Here is a 17,847-nt window from a genome sequence, read left to right as displayed (position 1 = left end):
TTCTAAAGCGTTCTGAAAAATTCCCGGCCTCGTACCCACTGCTGCAGCCGCTGTAGCCGCTGTAGCCCTGTAGCCGCTGCCGAGCTTTAGCGAGGCTGCGATCGGCTTGGGCGGCACTCCGACGCAGCAGACGCGCTCTTGAAATCGCTGGAAGGTCCTGCGGACCTTATCGCAGCCTCGCTACGCTCGGCAGCGGCTACAGGTGTTGCGTCAGGGCTCTTGCGGTCAGGCTCTATGTTCAGGCGCGGGCGGCGCGCCAGGCGTCGATCAGCTCGACGAAGGTCGCCTGCACCCGGCGGATCAGGGTTTCGTCGTCGATCTCGCTGGCCAGCCAGGCCCGGCTCGGCTCGTGGAAAATCGTGCGGCCCACGGCGAACCCGCGGCAGGTGCGGCTATTGCCGGCCTGGCGGAAGCCCTCGGCCAGGGCCGCCGCCGGGGCGTTGAGACCCAGCAGCACCACGCCACGGCAATAGGGGTCGCGCTCCTCGATCAACTCGTCGAGCCGGGTCCAGTCTTCGGCGCTTTGCGCCTCGATCTTCCACCAGGCCGGAAAGATGCCCAGGTTGTACAGGCGCTTGAGGGCGCGGTAGAGCACGTCCGGGTGAGTCGAGGGGTGGTCCTTGGGCGGAATGATTTCCAGCAGCAGCTCATGGCCGCTGACCTGGGACGCCTGGTACAGGCCCTTGATCTGCGCTTCCTGCTCCAGGCGCAGCAGCGGCTCGTCGTCCGGGTGGTACTGCACCAGGCACTTGATGATCTGCTCCTGGGGCCAGGCAATCAGGTTGCTGCCGATCGAACGCCCGTGTTCGAAGGCCAGCGGCCGCGAGCCCTGGACTTCCACCGGCCGCGCCACCCACCAGCCACGGCCGGTGGCGGCGTTCAGCGAATCCTGGCCGAAACGCTGGTCGGCCAGCAGGCCGACATCGGCCTCGACGCCCTGCGCGCGCAAGTCGGCCTCGACCCGCTCCACGGCCTGGATAAACAGCTGCTTGAGCTGACTGATGGACTTGAGCTCGCGCCCGCCCTTCTGCGCCAGTTCCACCAACTGCCCACGATGATCGAAGGCAAAGATGAACAGCTGCTTCCAGGCCTTGCGCGGCACGCTGACCTGATGCAGGCGCTGCAGGGTGCTGTCCTGGTCCGGCCGGGTGATGGGTACCGGGCTGCTGAACAGGTAATCCAGCTCGGCGCGGGTCGGCATCGCCGGCGCGCAGGCATGGCGCGACACGACTAAACCGCCGCAGGCATTGGCCAGCTGGCAGCAGCGCTCGTCGCTGGCGTCCTCCAGCCAGCCGCTGAGGAAGCCGGACATAAAGGCATCGCCCGCCCCCAGCACGTTGAGCACTTCGACCCGCACCCCGGGGTAAATGGCGCCGTCTTCCAGGCGCGCCGGGATCGCGCCGTGGATCACCGTGCAGCCCTGGGGACCGAGCTTGACCACCAGGGTCGCGGCGGTCAGCGAACGCACGGCGCGCAAGGCGCTGAGCAAGTCGTCGCTGCCGCCGGCGATAAGGAATTCTTCTTCGGTGCCGACGATCAGGTCGAAGCGCGGCAGGATCTTCTGCACATGGGCGCTGACGTTCTGGTCGGCGACAAACCGGGTCTCGCCATCAGCCTTGCCCGCCAGGCCCCAGAGCACCGGGCGGTAGTCGATGTCGAGCACGCGTTTGACGTTGTGCCGTTCGGCGTACTCCAGGGCCTGGAGGCTGGCCTGGTACACGCCGTCGGTGGAGAAATGGGTGCCGGTGATCAGCAAGGCCTTGCTGGAGGCGATAAAGGCTTCGCTGATGTCTTCGGCGCGCAGGGCCATGTCGGCGCAGTTCTCGCGGTAGAACACCAGGGGGAAGGTTTCGCGGTCCTTGAGACCGAGCAGGACCAGGGCGGTCAGGCGCTGCGGATCGACCTTGATCGCGCTGACATCGCAGCCTTCGCGGGCCAGGGACTCCACCAGAAAACGCCCCATGTGATCGTCGCCGACCCGGCTCAGCATCGCCGAGCGCAAGCCCAGGCGCGCGGTGCCGAAGGCGATGTTGGCGGACGAGCCGCCGAGGTATTTGGCGAAGCTTGAGACATCTTCCAGCCGGGCCCCGACCTGCTGCGCATAAAGGTCGACGCCCAGGCGTCCGAGGCAAATCAGATCCAATTGACGCCCATTGGCAAAACGAGTCTGGCCCATGCTGGCTCCTGTTATTTTTATCAGCCTGCGCGTGGCACCGAGGAAGGCGCCGAACGCTCGTGGTGGATGCAGACTAAAACGTTCACCGGCACCAATCAATATTTTTTCTATAAAATTTTTACGTGGAATATTTTTTCCAATAAACTTTTTCAAGGCCGGTCCAGGCAGCGTGCATCGTTTCAGCAGACGGCCTGTGGGCCCGCGCCTCAAGATTTTCCCTGCGCCGACCCTGTAGACTGCGCACAGCCCACCTATTGTCAGGGAATGGATCACCAGCCCGTTCCCATCAAGTACAAGCCAGTAAGCACAGAAGGATTGCCTATGTCCCGCACCGATCAGCCGGCCACGACCGAGAGCCCGCAAGACAGCGACCTCGCCAGCCCCCCGATCAATGCCGAACGCCTGTTGCAGCTGATCACCCAGGAATACGAAAGCCTGCCGCGCCAGCTCAAGCGCATCGCCAGCTACATGAGCCAGCAGAGCGACCGGATCATGGTCGACCGCATCAGCGACATCGCCCGCGAATGCGAGGTGCACCCTTCGGCCATCGTGCGCTTCTCCCAGCGCTTCGGCTTCAGCGGCTTCAGCGAGATGCAGGCGCTGTTTCGCGAGGCCTACACCCACAAGACCACCCCGGTCCAGAACTACCAGCAGCGCATCCGCAGCATGATCGCCAACAAGTCGCAGAAGGCCAGCGGCGGCGACCTGGCGCGCGAGTGCATCAACGCCACCCTGTCGGGCATCGAGCGCCTGGGCCTGGAACTGGATGACACAGCCTTCGACAAGGCCGTGGACCTGGTGGTCAACGCCGACAACATCTACGTGGTCGGGGTGCGCCGCTCCTTCGCCGTGGCCGACTACCTGGTGTACAACCTGCAGCACACCAACAAGCGCATCCACCTGGTGTCGGGCCTGGGCGGCAGCTACCGCGAGCAGATGCGCAGCATCCGTCCCAACGACCTGGTGATCGCCATCAGCTTCACCCCGTATGCCAAGGAAACCCAGCACTGCCTGCGCATCGCCCAGCACCACCAGGCCAAGACCCTGATCATCACCGACAGCAACCTGTCGCCCCTGGCCAAGCGCGCCAACAGCGTGCTGCTGGTCAACGAAGGCAGTTCCTTCGCCTTCCGCTCCCTGAGCGCCACCCTGTGCCTGTGCCAGGCGCTGTTCATCGCCGTGGCCTACCGCCTGGAACTGAAGGTCGACGAGATTCACGAACAGGCGGGGTTCGAGGACTGAGCCTCACCCCGCCGAGTGCGTATGCGCCTGCAACGCCCCCGGCACGCCGGTGCGCAGCAGGCCGCCCTCCTCGACCCAGGCCAGGGTCTGCCGGTGGGCCCGTTGCAGAAGCTGCTCGGTCTGGCTGAAGTCGAACACCGAAATGCCCAGCGGACACAACGGCGCGACCACATGGATCGCCGCCTGTGGCGAATAGAGCTCAATGTCCCGCACCAGCTGGCGCATGCTCATCAGGTTCAGGGTGTGCAAGGCCAAGGCGATCAAGCCGCTCGGCGGTCGCGGGCAGGCGCAACCGAATCCGGTCGGCACCACGATGACCCGGGTCGCGCCCAGCGACACCGCCGCGGCGATCGGGGTGTTACTGGCGACGCCGCCGTCGACCAGCAGCTTGTCGCCGATCTGCACCCACGGAAACACCAGCGGAATCGCGGCACTGGCCAGCAGGGCCTGCTCGACGCTGCCACTGGATAACAGCTCCTCGGCCCCGGTGAGCAGGTTGGTGGTGACGATATGCAGGGGCAGTTCGGTGTCTTCGATGCGGGTGACCGGCAGCACCCGGCGCACCAGGCTCGCCAGCGCCGACGAGGGCAACAGGCAGCCGCGACGCTTGAGCACGGATGACAGCGCGTCAATCACGGAAAACGGAAACACGTCGGCCTTGCGCAAGCCACGCCAGAAATCGGCCAGTTCGGCGACGCCGCGGGCATTGGGCCTGGCGGCAAAGTAGGCGCCGTTGAGGGCCCCGACCGACGCCCCGACCACCAGGTCGAACACCACGTGCTTTTCGAGCAGCGCCCGCAGCATCCCCACCTGGACAGCCCCGAGGCTGCCGCCACCAGCAAGGACAAGGGCGGTTCGGGTGGGATGCATAGCGCTTCTCCTGCCAACACTCAGCCTTCCTACACAATAGCGCTGCCACACTCCGCTACGAGGCCGTCTGGCGGCTCCCGTGCCATCGCATGCTTTTCATCTGAAAGACCGGCACCGGCTACATCGCTCACCTACGCTGGGTAACGGATGCTCCACAGCACACTCGTGCTTGCGCTGCTCAATCAAGTGCTGGTCATGGGCATCAGGACACGTCCCTCGTAGTGCCAGGGAAGTTTGAGGTTAAACGTTCAAACTCACGCAAGGAGCGCATCATGGTCGATAAAGCATACGCAATTCTTCTTCATTCCGAAGACGAGGATAATGGCTACCTCTACTTCCCCATTAAACGCGCCAATCTCGTGTATGGCGGCATGCCGCAGTTTTTCGGCGGAACCAAGAATGCGGGAGAGACCGATCACGACACTATCGCCCGAGAGATGAAAGAGGAAAGCGACGGTAAAATCACCTTGGGCAGCGGTGGGTTGACGTCAATCTACAAGTCCAGGGTTGGCAACAATAACTACAGCTTTTATGTAGCCGAGAACTACCAGGGCAAGAATTTCCTGGGCAGCCTGACCAACAGCGAGATGAGCAGTATCCAGCAGTTCTTCGTGCAAGTCGGGCTGCAGGACGATGTTGAGGACCTGCTGAAATCACTCAAGATTGTTCCGACTGCAGAGTTTACCGAGTCCGAAACCTATGAGGCCTTCAATCGGGCAATCGCCTGGAGTGAACAATAAACAAGCGGTTTGAAATGCACGGCGGTTTATTGAACCGGCCAAACCGAAACAGTCGAACGGGCTCGCTACTGTTTCGGGCACTTGAACCCGCAGTGCAATATCAGGCTGCGGGTTTTCAACCGTTATCAACGGTATATAGACAGGAGTACTTGGCGGGACTTGTACAACTCCGACGCTTATAGCCCGCCTCATATTTTCAGATCGCTCGCGAACGTTGCGCCGACAGCCACCCGAGAACGTTCACCCTCGTCTTATTGCACCTGGAATAGCCGTCATCGGTGATTGACAGCAATCACCAGCCCCCGATAGCCAGCCCCGGACATTTGCCGCTAAATTAGCCGCTGCCCTCCCCCTGTCTCGTTGTTCCGCACAAGGAAATGCTCAATGAAACTGATCGGTATGCTCGATTCACCCTATGTTCGCCGTGTCGCCATTACCCTCAAGCGCCTGGATATCCCGTTCGAGCATGAGGCGTTGTCGGTGTTTCGCACCTTCGAGCAGTTCCAGCGCATCAACCCGGTGGTCAAGGCGCCGACCCTGATCTGCGACGACGGTACGGTGCTGATGGATTCGTGCCTGATCATCGACTACCTGGAAGCCCTGGCCGGCCGCAGCCTGTTGCCGGCGGCGCCCCAGGCGCGGGCCCATGACCTGCGGTTGATCGGCCTGGCGCTGGCGGCATGCGAGAAGTCGGTGCAGATCTACTACGAGTACCAGCTGCGCCCCGCGGAAAAACAGCACGAACCGTGGCTGGAGCGGGTTCGCGGGCAGCTGGCGGCGGCCTATGGCGAGCTGGAGAGAGAATTGGAGAAACGCCCGCTGGCCACCGACGGCAACATCGATCAGGCCGGCATCAGCCTGGCCGTGGCCTGGAGTTTTACCCAGCTGGTGGTGGCCGAGCACCTGGATGCTGCGCGGTTCCCAAGGGTCAAGGCGTTTGCGGAGTATGCGCAAGGGTTGGAGTTGTTTGTCAGTACACCGATGGTTTGAGGCCACGGGACGACGCGGTGTTACCGCAGCACCGCGTCATCGTTCACGTTCATCGCGAGCAAGCTCGCTCCTACAGAAGGTCGCGTTGTTCATAAGATCGAGAACGACGCAGTCCTTGTAGGAGCGAGCTTGCTCGCGAAAAAACTTCAGGGCGACGCGCTACCTCAAGCCAGCGCCACCTGCAACGGCGCCACCGCCTGCAGACCGAAACGCTCGGCGAGGAACGGCGTGATATCCAGCGGCAACGCCTCCTCATTCACCAACCGATCCAGCAGCACCCCGGTGATCGCCGAGGTCAGGATGCCCGTGCGGAAGTGCCCGCAGGCATTGAGGTAACCCTCCACCCCGCACATCGGCCCGAGGATCGGCAGTTCATCCGGCGAGCCCGGGCGCAAGCCGGCCCAGCAGCGCTTGAGGTTGACCTGTTCGAGTTGCGGCACGCAGCGCACCGCGCCCTGCACCAGGCCCTGGATTTCCCGGTAGGTGGTGCTGATGTCGAAGCCCTTGTCCTCGGTGGTGCTGCCGATCAGGATCTCGCCGTTGTCCTTCTGCGCCATGTAGCAATCGCTGGTGGTCAGGCAACCGTTGAGCAGTTGCGGCATGCGCTCGGTGAGCAGGATCTGGCCCTTGACCGGCTTCACCGGAATGCTCGCGCCAGTGGCTTGCAGGCTCAGCTCGGCGGCCCAGGCGCCGGCGGCGTTGATCAGGGTGTCGCAATGGAACAGCCCCGCCTCCGCCGTCTGCACCCCGCTGATCCGGCTGCCCTGGTGCAGCACGCCGGTGACGTTGGTGTTGAAGTACATGTCCACGCCGTTCTGCCGCGCGCCTTCGGTGTAGGCGTCGGCCAGGCGGAACGGGTTGACCTGGTGGTCGCAGAGAAATTCCAGGGCCCCCTGGGCGTCATGGCTGACGTTCGGCTCCGCCTCGCGCAGCGCCGCCTGGTCGAGCCAGCGCACCTGATGGGCCAGGTGCGGGATGCAGGCCACGATGTGCTCGGCGTAGAGCCGGTCCTCGTCGTCGTAGATCACGAACTTCAGCCCGGTACGCTCGAACTTGAAGTCCATGCCATGGCGCTCGCGCAGCTCCTGGTGCAGCTGCGGGTACAGGCCGTTGGATTGCAGGGCGAAGTCGAAGAACGACTGCGGCAGGATATGCGGCGTGCTGGAGTCCACCAGCACCGCCGAACCCTGGGCCTGGCGCTTGTTACGGGCCGACATCATGCGAAAGAAGATCACCCCGCAGCCCAGCCCCACCGACTCGCCGATGGCCCACAGGCCGCCGGCCGAGGCACGGGTGGCATTGCCCGGGCGCTTGGCGTCGATCAACGCCACCCGCAGGTTCTTGCGCTTGGACAACTGGTACGCGCAGGAAGCGCCGATCACACCGCCGCCGGCGATGACCACGTCGTAGAACTTACTCATGATTCAAAGCGTCCTTGCTCGGTTGAGGGAAAGCAGAAAAGGGAATCGGGTCCAGGGGGAAACGCGGGCGCAGCCAGCCCACATCCTGGCGCCCGGTGGCCTGGCGCAAACGGTCGCTGCAATAGCCCACGCACATGCGGCCCTGGCAGTCGCCCATGCTCACCCGGGTGCGCATCTTCAGGCTGGCCATGTCCTGCACGCCCTGCTCGAGGGCGCGGTCGATATCGCCACGGGTGGCGTGTTCGCAGCGGCAGATCAGGGTGTCGGCGGCCGGCAGTTCGATCTGCCCGGTGCCGCGCTCGGTGTAGCGGTCCACCGCCGCACGGAAACGGGTGATGGAAGCCAGTTTGCTCTGGTACTTCTGGCGCCGCTCCAGGGCTGCCTCGTTGCTCAGCACATCGCGCTGCATCAGGATCGACAGCGCGGCGATGCGCCCGGTGAGCATCGCCGCCTCGCCGCCGCGAATCCCGCCCATGTCGCCGGCCAGGTGAATGTGCGGCTCGCTGCTTTGCTGCCAGACATTGGCCGTGGCCCGCAGGTAGCCGTCATGGCTGAAGCCGTGGTTGAGGCCCATCTGCTGGCTGAGCTGGGTGCGCGGGATAAAGCCGTAGCCCACCGCCAGGGTCTGGGCGGCGATCTGTTGCTGGCGGCTCAGGTCCGGTTCCCAGCTCGCCGAGTACGGCGCCACGCTGACGCTTTCCAGCCCGTCCGCGCCCTGGGCCTCGACCACGCCCCAGCCGTAATGCACAGGAATGCGGTGCAGCTTGAGGTAGGCCAGCATGCTCAGGCCATCGAGGAACAGCTGCGGCTTGTTCAGCAGCGCCAGGCTTTCCTTGGCGATCCGGCCAAAGGTGCAGGCCTCGTAGACCGCCGCCACGTTCGCGCCACTGGCGTGCAGCTGGCAGGCCACCAGCGGCAGCAGCGGCCCGGTGCCGGCGATCACCACCGGCCCGCGCGGCTTGACCACGCCGCTCTTGATCTGCAGCTGCAAGCCGCCCAGCAGCATCACCCCGGGCAAGGTCCAGCCGGGAAACGGCACGCTGCGCTCATGGCAACCGGCGGCCAGCAGCAACTGCGGATAGGCCACCTCCTGCAACTGCTCGTCGGCATCCAGCAGGACCAGGCTGCCCTTGCCTTCGGCCCCCACCACCCGGTGGTTGAGGCGCACGTCGATCATCTGTTCACAGTCGGAAAAGGCCCCGTGCAGTTTCGCCAGGGCTTCGCAATAACGCGGCCCCAGGTAGTCCAGCTGCACGCCGTCGCGCAGCGGCCCGCGGTAGACCACACCACCCAGGCGCGTGGCCTCGTCGATCAGGGTACTGCGCACCCCGTGCTCGGCCAGTTCGATGGCCGCGGCCATACCCGCCGGGCCGCCGCCGACGATCAGTGGATTGAGGCTCATAGCACCTCCTCCGCGGCAATGATGCGGTTGACCTCGGTCTGCACCTGCATGCCCGGCCGCACCTGGGTCTGGCAGGCCCGGCGCTTGTGTCGGCCGTCGATCTGCACCAGGCAGCAATGGCACACGCCCATGCCGCAATAGGCGCCGGCCAGCTGGCCGTGGTCGTTGCGCGCCACCTGACGCAGCCCGAGGGACTGGATGACGCTGAGTACGGTTTCACCAATCGCCGCCGTCACCGGCTGGCCATTGAGGCTGATGGTCATATCCGCCTGTTGCAGCGGCTGGATATCGAAAGTTCGTTCGGTATGGCGCATCAGTAAATTCATCCTTGAGTGAAGAGGAATGCCAGCGTCCTGCTGTGCATCACCCTGAACCTGGACTTCGACCCGGTTCAGGGTTGCGCGACGCCAGCTCCTCGGAGCTGAACACCAGGCCAATCTAGTAGGTTTGTCGAACAAGAACATTGATCTGGGCCAAGCAAAGCGGAAGGCTCTGGAACAGCCCTCGCGCCGCCCTGCCCTAACTGGAAAACACGTAGCGACCCTTGACCTTGCGCGGCCCGATAAAAGCGAAATCCGGAAAGATCAGGCTGCGCACGTACATCGCGAAAAACACCACCCCCAAGGTCATGGCCGCGCCGATCAGGGTACCCAACGGGTCCTCGGCATAACCTTCGAACAATCGGGGGAATTGTGACAGGGTCAGAAGGGCATAGAGGCTGTAGGCGTTCACCGAAGGTTTATGGAAGCCCCAGGCGAACAGCAGCGGTACCACCCCGCCCAACAGTCCGAATACCCATGCAGCCTTCGGACCTATGACCGAGCCGAGGAAGAACCCGGCCACCGCGCCGACCACCGCCTGCAACAGCATCACCGCCAGCAGGATCTGGATCTTGCGCCGGTGCCGGGCATAGAGCTTGGGGTCGGAATAGCCGGCGATCCAGAACGCCAGCAGCCGCTCCTTGATCCCGCTGCCGGCAAACGCGGCAAAGGTTTCGCCCCTGGAGCGCCCGGCCTCGAGGCTGGCGATGACCTGGCGTTTGGCTTGCTGTTTGTCCATCCGTGTTGCCCCCGATAGTGGCCCCCGGCGGCGCCGTGCCGGCAACGCTAGTAGAGGCGCCCGGGCCTGTCCAATCGGCGTCTACGGCGTTATTTACGCTTGTAGCTCTTGTTGCCGCTCGGGGTCAGGCAATAGACCCCGCCCCGTGGCCCGGTGCAGAAACTGCCACTGCCACAGGGGCAGCCGTCGCTGCTGCGCAACAGGCTTTGTGGGCGCGCCGCCTGCCCCGAGTCGCCGTAGCGCGCGGCGCAGTTCTGCCTGGAACCGCTGATGGAGCCGTCGTTGCATAAAAACAACTCGCCGTCGCAACCGGCGATCCCGCCCTTCTTGCCCGAGCAGGGTTGATTGGCGGCGAACGCCGGGGCCGCCGCCAGCAGCAACAAGCCGACGCCCAGGGCTTTGAAGTCGAGGTAATGAGGTAGGTACATTGCGCAGCATCCATGCCAGCCGGTAATAGCTGGATGATATCAACGATTGCCGCACCCGGCCCGCCTGCTACCCTGCGTTCGCCAGGGCACTGGCGCGAAGATGAAAGATTTTTTAGAAAGCCCGCGGCGATTTCTTGGCAAAATGCAGGCCTGCGTCATGAAATCCCCAATCAGGTAAGCCCTTATGACCCGCATTCTGACCATCGAAGACGATGCCGTAACCGCCCGCGAAATCGTGGCGGAACTGAGCAGCCACGGGCTGGACGTGGATTGGGTCGACAACGGTCGCGAAGGCCTGGTGCGCGCCGTCAGCGGCGACTACGACCTGATCACCCTCGACCGCATGCTGCCCGAGCTGGACGGCCTGGCGATCGTCACCACCCTGCGCACCATCGGCGTGTCGACGCCGATCCTGATGATCAGCGCCCTGTCCGACGTCGACGAGCGCGTGCGCGGCCTGCGCGCCGGCGGCGACGACTACCTGACCAAACCCTTCGCCTCCGACGAAATGGCGGCCCGGGTCGAGGTGCTGCTGCGACGCAAGAGCACGGTGCAGGAGTTCGAAACCAGCCTGCGGGTGGCCGACCTGGAGCTGAACCTGATCAGCCGCGAAGCGACCCGCGCCGACCAGTTGCTGAGCCTGTTGCCCACCGAATACAAGCTGCTGGAATTTTTGATGCGCAACACCGGCCAGATCCTCTCGCGGATGATGATTTTCGAGGAGGTCTGGGGCTATCACTTCGACCCGGGCACCAACCTGATCGACGTGCATATCGGCCGTCTGCGTAAAAAAATCGATCCGCCAGGCATGACCCCGCTGATCCGCACCGTGCGAGGCTCGGGTTATGTCATTGCTGAACCCCTCTAAGGGCTGGCGCTCCTCCAGCAGCCGCCTGCTGGCGCTCTACAGTTCACTGTTCGTGGCCTGGAGCTGCATCCTCATGGGCGTCATGTACTACGAGGTGTCCGGCTACCTGGAAAGCCTCGCCAAGCACTCGCTGATGCAGCGCCAGCACCTGTTCGCGCGCTTCCAGGGCGAGCAGCTGGAAGAAGCCCTGACCACCAGCATGACCTTCGACATGCGCGCCATCGACGCCTACGGCCTGTTCGACGAGCGGCGTCACTACCTCAGCGGGCCGATCCGCGAGATCCCCGACGACCTGCCGCTGGACGGGCAGATCCACGAGCTCAAGAGCTGCATCGACTCCGACGACCCCAGCCTGCCCCGCGACAGTTGCGATGCGGTGGCCACCTACACCCGCGACGGCCGCTGGCTGATCCTGGTGCGCGACAACGGCTCGCTGTTCGCGGTGACGCGGATCATCCTCCACGCGCTGCTGTGGGGCGTGTCGCTGACCATCATCCCCGGCGCCGCCGGCTGGCACCTGCTCAGGCGCCGGCCGCTGCGGCGCATTCGCGGCATCCAGGCCAGCGCCGAGGCGATCGTCGCCGGCGACATGACCCACCGCCTGCCGCTGTCCAACCGCCGTGACGAACTGGACATGCTGGCGGCCATCGTCAACGCCATGCTCGACCGCATCGAGCGGCTGATGAACGAGGTCAAGGGCGTGTGCGACAACATCGCCCACGACCTGCGCACCCCGCTGACCCGCCTGCGCGCGCAGCTGTATCGCATGCAGCAACAGGCGGTCGAGGGCACGCCGGAAGCCTTGCAGCTGGACCAGGTGCTGGCCGAGGCCGACCGGCTGATGGCGCGTTTTCGCGGCCTGCTGCGGATTTCCGAAATCGAGGACCACCAGCGCCGCTCGGGGTTTGTCGAGCTCGACCCGCTGCCGTTGCTGCGCGAGCTGTATGACTTTTACCTGCCGCTGGCCGAGGAAGGCCAGCTGACCCTGACCCTGGATGTGCCGGACAGGCTGCCAAGCCTGACCGGCGACCGCGCCCTGCTGTTCGAGGCCCTGGCCAATCTGTTGAGCAACTCGATCAAGTTCACCCCGCCGGGCGGCGAGGTGATTCTGCGTGGTATGGAGGATGGCGGCTGCACGCGCCTGGAAGTCCTCGACTCCGGCCCCGGCATTCCCGAGGCCGAACGCAAGGCAGTGTTCCAGCGCTTCTACCGGGTCGACGACAGCAACTCCCACGGCGGCTTTGGCCTGGGCCTGTCCATCGTCGCCGCCATCGTCAGCCTGCACGGCTTCAAGCTCGACGTCGGCAGCAGCGACAGCGGCGGCGCCCGCCTGAGCCTCGATTGCCGGCCGAGCTTGATCGCCAAGGACTGATACAGAGAAACACGTTCTTCTTCTGTAGGAGCGAGGCTTGCCCGCGAAAAATCCTCATGACAACGCGGTGTTTCAGACAACCCGCGTTATCGTTCACCACCATCGCGGGCAAGCCTCGCTCCTACAGAGGCGGCTCCCCGGTCAGGACAGGTGCACCAGGCTGATGGAGTTGCTGCGCAGCTCGTACAGCAGCTCCTCGATCATCGCCAGCACGTCCGCCTCTGTCGCGAGCGTGCGCGGGTCGATGCCGGTGACCACCAGGTCGACCCGTCCGCTTTCAGGCTCGAAGACCCGCAGGGTCAGTGTGGAATCGGAGCCGGTGCTGAAGGCACAGGCCAGGGGCGCGAAGCCCTGTTCGATGTAGCGGCGCAACTGCGCCTGGGAAATCACCCAGGCCTCCTTCAGCGGCGACGCCACAACAGGCCGGCCAGCAGGCCGATCCCGGCGAAGATGGCGACGCTGGCCAGGGGTTTGTCACGGACAAAGCGGGAGACGCTGTCCAGCGCCTCGCCATAGGTTTCCTGCAACTGCCCGGCCGCCTGGCGAGCGGCGCCCTCCAGGCGCATCTGCTGGTCGTCCAGCAGCTCGCCTACTGCACCCTGGGCCTTGCCGGCCGCCGTGCCCATCGCACCTTTGATCTGTTCGCTACGCATCGTGCATTCCTTCAGCTGATGATTTTCGTGAGTGGCCCGTGTCCGCCACGGCACCGCATATCACCCAGCCTAAGAAACCCCGTGAAGCCGCAGAAGCACCATTTGTACTGATGGCACTGGTGCATTTGCACCGGTCGGCGCTGCACCTTTCAGCGCTGCGTCTTGCCGCGACGGTCGCCGCTGAACAGCCCGCGCTCGCGAGCCCAGACAATGGCCTCGGCGCGGCTGTGCAGCGCCAGCTTGGAATACACCGTGGCCACGTGATTGCGCACCGTGCTGGGCGCCAGCTGCAGGCGCGCGGCGATCTCCTTGTCGGCCAGGCCCTCGCAGATCAGCCCCAGCACATCGCGCTCGCGGGCCGTCAGGTCGGTAAAGGACGCGCTGGGCTGCTCGGCCTGGTTGGCGCTACGCACATTGGCCAGCTTTTCGATCAGGGTCTGGCTGAACCACGAGGCATCGCGCATCACCTCCTCGATCGCCGACACCAGCTCCAGCTCGGAGCGCTTGCGCTCGGTGATGTCCATCAGCACCAGCAGGTAGCTGGGTTTGTCCTGGATGTTCACGGTGTCGGCCGAGACCACGCAGTCGAGCAGTTCGCCGCCCTTCTTCAGCACCCTGAGGTCGAGGTTGCGCACATCGGCGCTTTTCTCCAGGGCGCCGAACAGGCTGGCGCAGGCCTGCGGGCTGGCGATAAAACCGACTTCTTCCACGGTCTTGCCCAGCAGCTCTTCGGCGGCATAACCGGTGCTGTCGAGAAAGGCCTCGTTGACGTCGACGATCTGCTGGCTGTCGGCGCCGCACACCAGGGTCGGCACCGGCGTCAGGCGGAACGCCTTGGCAAAACGCTCCTCGCTCTGGCGCAGGGCAACCTCCGCCTTGCGCCGCGGCTCCAGGTCCATGAAGGAAAACAGCATGCAGTCTTCTTCGTTGATATCCAGCGGCTGGCCGGCGACTATCACCAGCTTGCTGCCGCCTTCGGGCAAACGCAGCTCGGCCTGCATCTGCGGGATGGTCGCGCCCTGGTTCAGGCGCTCGATGGCCAGGTCCTTGCGCTCGGCGCCCTCCAGCACATCCACCTCGTACACCGAGCGGCCGATCACCTGGTCGCGGGCATAGCCGGTCATTTCCAGGAAGCCCTGGTTGACCTTGATGTAGCGCAGGTCGCTGAGGCGGCAGATCACCGCCGGCGCCGGGTTGGAATTGAAGGTCTTCTCGAAACGCTGTTCGGCGCTGGCCCACTCGGTGGCGTCGCTGAGGATCAGCACCAGGGACTCCACCTCGCCGGCGCGGTCGGTGAGGATCATGCTGCGCACCCGATGCACCCAGGTACGCGCCTCCTCGCCCTCGCCGCTGCGCACCTCCACCACCACATCGCTGAAAGTCTCCCCAGCGGCGACCCGATTGATCGGGTAGCTGTCCAGGGCCAGGGGGTGATTGTTGCGATAACGCAGGGCGAAACGCTCGGCGTACTGGCGATCGTCGGCGCCCAGCTCACTGATGTCTTCGACCCCGTGCATGGCCAGCGCCGCCTCGTTGGCCCAGACGATACGCCGGTCCGCCTCGAGCAGGATGACCCCGTCGGACAGTCCGGAAATGATCTGCTGCAACTGGCGGCGATTGGTTTCGGTGGCGAGTAGATCCTGGCTCATGTCAGCTCCTGAAAGGCCCGGCACTCCTGGCAAGGCGGCGGATAAAGGGGGCAGAAGCTACGACCACGGCGCATCGTCATCGTGCCCTGGAGCTGACGCGCCAATGACAGCGGAGTACTGGAGCCTCACCTGCGCAAAGGCTAAGCTGCGCACCCGGCCCGATCCGCCAATGCCATCAAGGAGCGAAGCATGATCACCATCCGTGAAGCTGACAGCCGCGATATCGATGCCCTCCAAGCCATCGGATGCGCCACCTACCGCGAGCATTTCTCCTCGATCTGGAGCGCTGAAGGCATACAGCAGTTTCTCGCCCAGGACTTCTCTCTCCGCAGCCTGCAAGACTCTCTTGCCGCCAAGAGCGAGCATCTGTGGCTGCTGGCCCTGGACGAGCAACAGCAGGCCATAGGTTTCGCCAAACTCAACTGGGCACGGCCCACCCCGGGCAGCGGCATTCCCGGTGCCGAGTTGCAGAAGATCTATCTGCTCAAATCCCAGGCCGGCAAGGGGCACGGTCGCCGCTTGCTTGAGCATGTGCTGCAGCGCGCCACCGATGCGGGTGAACCCTGCCTGTGGCTGGACGTGCTCAAGAGCAACATTGGCGCCCAGCGCTTTTATGCCAGCGCCGGCCTGCGCCAGATAGGCGAGGTCCCCTTCAATACCGACCTGGAGCAAATAGGGATGTGGGTAATGGCCTGCGACCTGCCCGGCCGCGGCGACCGATAGCCGCCCCGCTCGCCCCTGCAGCCGCTGGCGCAGCCTGCAATAGACCCGAAGGGTCTCCAGCGCCGGCAAGATCGCCGCGAGCGTGCCGCTCGATCGCAGCCTGCGGCAGCGGCTACACAAGCATTGAGCAGGAGCGGAATATCGAGGGTGTCCCCGTTCCCTGTAGCCGCTCCCGAGCCCCGCGAGGCTGCGATAGACCCGAAGGGTCTCCGGCGTCGGCAAGATCGCCGCGAGCGTGCCGCTCGATCGCAGCCTGCGGCAGCGGCTACACGCGCCTTGAGCGGAGCCGGAATACCGAGAGGATCGCAGCACCTCTGTAGCCGCTGGCGCAGCCTGCGATAGACCCGCAGGGTCTCCGGCGCCGGCAAGATCGCCGCGAGCGTTCCGCTCGATCGCAGCCTGCGGCAGCGGCTACACGCATTGAGCGGGGCCGGAATATCGAGGATGTCGCCGCATCCCTGTAGCCGCTGGCGCAGCCTGCGATAGACCCGAAGGGTCTCCGGCGCCGATGAGATCGCCGCGAGCGTGCCGCTCGATCGCAGCCTGCGGCAGCGGCTACACGCATTGAGCTGGGCCGGAATATCGAGGGTGTCTCCGTTCCCTGTAGCCGCTGCCGAGCCCCGCGAGGCTGCGATAGACCCGAAGGGGCTCCAGCGCCGGTGAGATCGCCGCGAGCGTGCCGCTCGATCGCAGCCTGCGGCAGCGGCTACACGCATTGAGCAGGGCCGGAATATCGAGGAAGTCGCCACATCCCTGTAGCCGCTGGCGAAGCCTGCGATAGACCCGAAGGGGCTCTGGCGCCAGCGAGATCGCCGCGAGCGTGCCGCTCGATCGCAGCCTGCGGCAGCGGCTACACGCATTGAGCGGGGACGGGATATCAAGGGGTGAACAGGTTCAGGAAATGCCCAGGGCCTTCAGGCGTCGGTACAGGGTGCGTTCGCTCAGGCCCAGGGCCTTGGCCAGTTCGCTGCGCGAGCCTTCGAACACTTCCAGGGCGTGGGCCAGTTGCTCCAGGTCCTTGCCCGCGCGGCGCCGGCTCGGCTGGGTGGTGGCGGCGGCGCTGCCGGCGCGTAATTCCTCGGGCAGGTCCTCGACCCGGATCACCCCGTCGTCGCTGAATAAGCGCGCCCGTTCGAGGATATTGCGCAGCTCGCGGATATTGCCCGGGTAGGCATACAGGCCCAGGCGCTCCAGGGCCTGCGGCGCGACCCGTGGCACCGCGCCCGGCGCCAGGCGTTGCAGCAGGCTGTCGATCAGCAGCGGCAGGTCGTCGCTGCGCTCGCGCAGGGCCGGCAGGCGGATCGGGAAGGCGCTGATGCGGTAGTACAGGTCCTGGCGGAAGGTGCCGGCGGCGACCATTTCCTTGAGCGGCTTGTGGGTCGCCGAGACCAGGCGGAAGTCCGAATGCACAGTGCGCAGGCTGCCCACCGGACGAAAGCTGCCGGACTCGATCAGCCGCAGCAGCTTGACCTGCATCGCCAGCGGCACTTCGCCGATCTCGTCGAGAAACAGGGTGCCGCCATGGGCCGCCTCGGCCAGGCCGATCTTGCGTTGCAGGGCACCGGTGAAGGCGCCCTTCTCGTAGCCGAACAGTTCGCTCTCCAGCAAGGTCTCGGTCAAGCCGGTGCAATCGACCACCACCAGCGGCCCACTGGCACGCGGACTGCCGTCGTGCAGGGCGCGGGCGAACAGCTCCTTGCCGGTACCGGACTCCCCTTGCAGCAGCACCGGGATCTGCGACGGCGCCGCCCGCTGCAAGGCGCTCAAGGCCTCGTTGAAGGCCGGCGAACGGCCCACCAAACCCTTCTGCTGCGGCTGCACCGAGGCCACCGCCACCGAACTCAGGCGCTCGACATAGGCCACCACCTGCCCCGTGTCACCGAGGATCGGCCGCAGCTCGACGTCCACATGCTCCGGCCCGCGCGGAGTGTGATGGATATGCAGCAGGCGTTCCGGCAGGCGGGTCTCGAAGGCTTTGCGCATCGGGCAATGTTCGCCGGCCTGGTCGCAGGGCACCGCGAACTGATGGGACACCCGGTAGCACTTGGCGCCGACATGGGGTTTGCCCTCGACGCCGAACTGGCGCTGGTAGGCGGTGTTGGCCGCGAGGATGTTGTAGTCGGTGTCTAACAGGATCGTCGGCTGCGCGTCATGTTCCAGATAGGACATCAGGGCTAACATTTCAGCATTGGCAAGGGCATGGGTGGACTGGGGCATGGCAACTCCTGGGCGTTGCGCAGCAGCTTAAACCAAG

At 64.9% G+C, this 17,847-nt stretch carries 17 protein-coding genes; 6 read left to right on the top strand and 11 right to left on the bottom strand.

The genetic code is table 11. From position 1 onward, the window contains the following. Positions 1 to 238 precede the first annotated feature (238 nt). On the bottom strand, positions 239 to 2,176 hold the full coding sequence (locus PVZ80_RS15225; protein ID WP_273864148.1) for a bifunctional 5-dehydro-2-deoxygluconokinase/5-dehydro-2-deoxyphosphogluconate aldolase: 1,938 nt from the start codon (positions 2,174 to 2,176) through the stop codon (positions 239 to 241). A 321-nt stretch (positions 2,177 to 2,497) separates the two neighbouring features. Between PVZ80_RS15225 and PVZ80_RS15220 the strand changes: the two genes are divergently transcribed. Next, the gene (locus tag PVZ80_RS15220; protein WP_198918675.1) at positions 2,498 to 3,418 is read left to right on the top strand and encodes a MurR/RpiR family transcriptional regulator; all 921 of its coding nucleotides are present in this window, start codon (positions 2,498 to 2,500) and stop codon (positions 3,416 to 3,418) included. 3 nt (positions 3,419 to 3,421) lie between these two features. Here the strand turns inward: PVZ80_RS15220 and PVZ80_RS15215 are convergent, their stop codons facing one another. Beyond that, the gene (locus PVZ80_RS15215; RefSeq protein ID WP_198918674.1) at positions 3,422 to 4,288 is read right to left on the bottom strand and encodes a patatin-like phospholipase family protein; all 867 of its coding nucleotides are present in this window, start codon (positions 4,286 to 4,288) and stop codon (positions 3,422 to 3,424) included. Between the two features lie 272 nt (positions 4,289 to 4,560). Between PVZ80_RS15215 and PVZ80_RS15210 the strand changes: the two genes are divergently transcribed. Next, on the top strand, positions 4,561 to 5,028 hold the full coding sequence (locus PVZ80_RS15210; protein ID WP_009048460.1) for an NUDIX hydrolase: 468 nt from the start codon (positions 4,561 to 4,563) through the stop codon (positions 5,026 to 5,028). A gap of 384 nt (positions 5,029 to 5,412) precedes the next feature. Then, positions 5,413 to 6,018 carry a glutathione S-transferase gene (locus PVZ80_RS15205; protein ID WP_103331706.1) on the top strand — a complete coding sequence of 202 codons (606 nt, stop codon included), beginning with the start codon at positions 5,413 to 5,415 and terminating at the stop codon, positions 6,016 to 6,018. Between the two features lie 164 nt (positions 6,019 to 6,182). Here the strand turns inward: PVZ80_RS15205 and hcnC are convergent, their stop codons facing one another. The 5 genes from hcnC to PVZ80_RS15180 all read right to left on the bottom strand — a co-directional run bounded on the left by hcnC (position 6,183) and on the right by PVZ80_RS15180 (position 10,328). Continuing rightward, complete coding sequence (hcnC, locus tag PVZ80_RS15200) at positions 6,183 to 7,439, bottom strand: cyanide-forming glycine dehydrogenase subunit HcnC (RefSeq protein ID WP_038579841.1); 1,257 nt, start codon at positions 7,437 to 7,439, stop codon at positions 6,183 to 6,185. Then, positions 7,432 to 8,841 (bottom strand): cyanide-forming glycine dehydrogenase subunit HcnB, encoded by a 1,410-nt coding sequence (hcnB, locus tag PVZ80_RS15195; RefSeq protein ID WP_273864147.1) that lies wholly within the window; start codon positions 8,839 to 8,841, stop codon positions 7,432 to 7,434. Before hcnB ends, hcnC begins: the two co-directional genes overlap by 8 nt. Next, positions 8,838 to 9,155, bottom strand: a complete 318-nt coding sequence (gene hcnA / locus PVZ80_RS15190) for a cyanide-forming glycine dehydrogenase subunit HcnA (protein WP_041986661.1) — start codon at positions 9,153 to 9,155, stop codon at positions 8,838 to 8,840. Before hcnA ends, hcnB begins: the two co-directional genes overlap by 4 nt. 205 nt (positions 9,156 to 9,360) lie before the next feature. After that, positions 9,361 to 9,900: a hypothetical protein gene (locus PVZ80_RS15185; protein ID WP_038631749.1), complete on the bottom strand. Its 540-nt coding sequence runs from the start codon at positions 9,898 to 9,900 to the stop codon at positions 9,361 to 9,363. A gap of 89 nt (positions 9,901 to 9,989) precedes the next feature. Beyond that, a complete protein-coding gene (locus tag PVZ80_RS15180) occupies positions 9,990 to 10,328 on the bottom strand; it encodes a hypothetical protein (RefSeq protein ID WP_273864146.1) in 339 nt (112 codons plus the stop codon). 184 nt (positions 10,329 to 10,512) lie between these two features. On the opposite strand from PVZ80_RS15180, the gene PVZ80_RS15175 reads away from it, so the two are divergent. Both PVZ80_RS15175 and PVZ80_RS15170 read left to right on the top strand, forming a co-directional pair. Further along, positions 10,513 to 11,196 (top strand): response regulator transcription factor, encoded by a 684-nt coding sequence (locus PVZ80_RS15175; protein WP_007930717.1) that lies wholly within the window; start codon positions 10,513 to 10,515, stop codon positions 11,194 to 11,196. Next, the gene (locus PVZ80_RS15170; protein WP_009048453.1) at positions 11,174 to 12,568 is read left to right on the top strand and encodes a sensor histidine kinase; all 1,395 of its coding nucleotides are present in this window, start codon (positions 11,174 to 11,176) and stop codon (positions 12,566 to 12,568) included. Before PVZ80_RS15175 ends, PVZ80_RS15170 begins: the two co-directional genes overlap by 23 nt. A gap of 141 nt (positions 12,569 to 12,709) precedes the next feature. On the opposite strand, the gene PVZ80_RS15165 is transcribed toward PVZ80_RS15170, so the two are convergent. The 3 genes from PVZ80_RS15165 to PVZ80_RS15155 all read right to left on the bottom strand — a co-directional run bounded on the left by PVZ80_RS15165 (position 12,710) and on the right by PVZ80_RS15155 (position 14,870). After that, positions 12,710 to 12,958: a DUF1652 domain-containing protein gene (locus tag PVZ80_RS15165; RefSeq protein ID WP_009048452.1), complete on the bottom strand. Its 249-nt coding sequence runs from the start codon at positions 12,956 to 12,958 to the stop codon at positions 12,710 to 12,712. 11 nt (positions 12,959 to 12,969) lie between these two features. Then, positions 12,970 to 13,221: a CsbD family protein gene (locus PVZ80_RS15160; protein WP_273864145.1), complete on the bottom strand. Its 252-nt coding sequence runs from the start codon at positions 13,219 to 13,221 to the stop codon at positions 12,970 to 12,972. A gap of 149 nt (positions 13,222 to 13,370) precedes the next feature. Next, positions 13,371 to 14,870: a helix-turn-helix transcriptional regulator gene (locus tag PVZ80_RS15155; protein WP_273864144.1), complete on the bottom strand. Its 1,500-nt coding sequence runs from the start codon at positions 14,868 to 14,870 to the stop codon at positions 13,371 to 13,373. Between the two features lie 189 nt (positions 14,871 to 15,059). On the opposite strand from PVZ80_RS15155, the gene PVZ80_RS15150 reads away from it, so the two are divergent. Further along, positions 15,060 to 15,593 carry a GNAT family N-acetyltransferase gene (locus tag PVZ80_RS15150; protein ID WP_101282242.1) on the top strand — a complete coding sequence of 178 codons (534 nt, stop codon included), beginning with the start codon at positions 15,060 to 15,062 and terminating at the stop codon, positions 15,591 to 15,593. Positions 15,594 to 16,487: 894 nt separating this feature from the next. Here the strand turns inward: PVZ80_RS15150 and PVZ80_RS15145 are convergent. Next, positions 16,488 to 17,810 carry a sigma-54 interaction domain-containing protein gene (locus tag PVZ80_RS15145; RefSeq protein WP_273864143.1) on the bottom strand — a complete coding sequence of 441 codons (1,323 nt, stop codon included), beginning with the start codon at positions 17,808 to 17,810 and terminating at the stop codon, positions 16,488 to 16,490. Positions 17,811 to 17,847 lie beyond the last annotated feature (37 nt).

The sequence above is a fragment of the Pseudomonas sp. B3G-3 genome, from assembly GCF_028640915.1.
In the GTDB taxonomy this organism is placed as follows: Bacteria; Pseudomonadota; Gammaproteobacteria; order Pseudomonadales; family Pseudomonadaceae; genus Aquipseudomonas; species Aquipseudomonas chlororaphis_I.
This window is presented reverse-complemented; position numbering and strand designations above follow the sequence as displayed.

Bases quoted from the DNA above. Each gene is read 5' to 3' on its own strand.
- PVZ80_RS15205 (WP_103331706.1), top strand. From the start codon at position 5,413: ATGAAACTGATCGGTATGCTCGATTCACCCTATGTTCGCCGTGTCGCC.
- PVZ80_RS15215 (WP_198918674.1), bottom strand. From the start codon at position 4,288: ATGCATCCCACCCGAACCGCCCTTGTCCTTGCTGGTGGCGGCAGCCTC.
- PVZ80_RS15175 (WP_007930717.1), top strand. From the start codon at position 10,513: ATGACCCGCATTCTGACCATCGAAGACGATGCCGTAACCGCCCGCGAA.
- hcnC (WP_038579841.1), bottom strand. From the start codon at position 7,439: ATGAGTAAGTTCTACGACGTGGTCATCGCCGGCGGCGGTGTGATCGGC.
- PVZ80_RS15210 (WP_009048460.1), top strand. From the start codon at position 4,561: ATGGTCGATAAAGCATACGCAATTCTTCTTCATTCCGAAGACGAGGAT.
- PVZ80_RS15185 (WP_038631749.1), bottom strand. From the start codon at position 9,900: ATGGACAAACAGCAAGCCAAACGCCAGGTCATCGCCAGCCTCGAGGCC.
- hcnA (WP_041986661.1), bottom strand. From the start codon at position 9,155: ATGCGCCATACCGAACGAACTTTCGATATCCAGCCGCTGCAACAGGCG.
- PVZ80_RS15155 (WP_273864144.1), bottom strand. From the start codon at position 14,870: ATGAGCCAGGATCTACTCGCCACCGAAACCAATCGCCGCCAGTTGCAG.
- hcnB (WP_273864147.1), bottom strand. From the start codon at position 8,841: ATGAGCCTCAATCCACTGATCGTCGGCGGCGGCCCGGCGGGTATGGCC.
- PVZ80_RS15145 (WP_273864143.1), bottom strand. From the start codon at position 17,810: ATGCCCCAGTCCACCCATGCCCTTGCCAATGCTGAAATGTTAGCCCTG.
- PVZ80_RS15160 (WP_273864145.1), bottom strand. From the start codon at position 13,221: ATGCGTAGCGAACAGATCAAAGGTGCGATGGGCACGGCGGCCGGCAAG.
- PVZ80_RS15225 (WP_273864148.1), bottom strand. From the start codon at position 2,176: ATGGGCCAGACTCGTTTTGCCAATGGGCGTCAATTGGATCTGATTTGC.
- PVZ80_RS15220 (WP_198918675.1), top strand. From the start codon at position 2,498: ATGTCCCGCACCGATCAGCCGGCCACGACCGAGAGCCCGCAAGACAGC.
- PVZ80_RS15180 (WP_273864146.1), bottom strand. From the start codon at position 10,328: ATGTACCTACCTCATTACCTCGACTTCAAAGCCCTGGGCGTCGGCTTG.
- PVZ80_RS15170 (WP_009048453.1), top strand. From the start codon at position 11,174: ATGTCATTGCTGAACCCCTCTAAGGGCTGGCGCTCCTCCAGCAGCCGC.
- PVZ80_RS15150 (WP_101282242.1), top strand. From the start codon at position 15,060: ATGATCACCATCCGTGAAGCTGACAGCCGCGATATCGATGCCCTCCAA.